Below are 561 nucleotides of genomic sequence, written 5' to 3' on the forward strand. Positions count from 1 at the left end.
TGGATGGCGGCCTGAGCCAGATGGATATCCGCGTTGCGTTCGGGGCGACGAAGCCTGCCACGAGCGGCAATGATGTTCTGATCGGCACGTCCGGGGCGGACGTGATCGATGGCGATGCCGGCAACGACGAGGTGCTGGGTCTAGCTGGAAACGACAGCCTGTCGGGGGGCGAGGGCAGCGACACGCTGCGCGGCGGCGAGGGTGATGATACGCTGGACGGCGGTTCGGGGCCTTACGGCTACGATTATCTCTATGGAGAAGACGGCAAGGACACGTTGCGCCTGAACAATGCCGGCTATGCCGAAGGCGGCGCCGGTGACGATGTTCTGGACGCACGCGGCATCGTGGCCATTTTTAACTCCAGCTTTGCTCCACCAGCGTCGCTTTATGGCGGAGCGGGCAACGACAAGCTTTATGGCGGCGCTGGCTCGGATAATCTATCCGGCGGCGATGGCAACGACACGCTAGAGGGCGGCGCGGGAGCGGACACGCTTCAAGGCGGAGCGGGCGCCGACAGCCTGACGGGCGGTTCCGGTGTCGATCAGTTCGATCTGGGCTATC

General features: G+C 64.2%; 1 protein-coding gene. It reads left to right on the forward strand.

Annotation, left to right across the window (positions count from 1 at the left end):
• Nucleotides 1-20: 20 nt before the first annotated feature.
• Nucleotides 21-561: calcium-binding protein (locus tag AUL28_RS02530; RefSeq protein WP_280137259.1), on the forward strand; the 541-nt coding region annotated here is incomplete at its 3' end.

It is taken from the genome of Aureimonas sp. N4 (assembly GCF_001463925.1).
GTDB lineage: Bacteria > Pseudomonadota > Alphaproteobacteria > Rhizobiales > Rhizobiaceae > Aureimonas > Aureimonas ureilytica_A.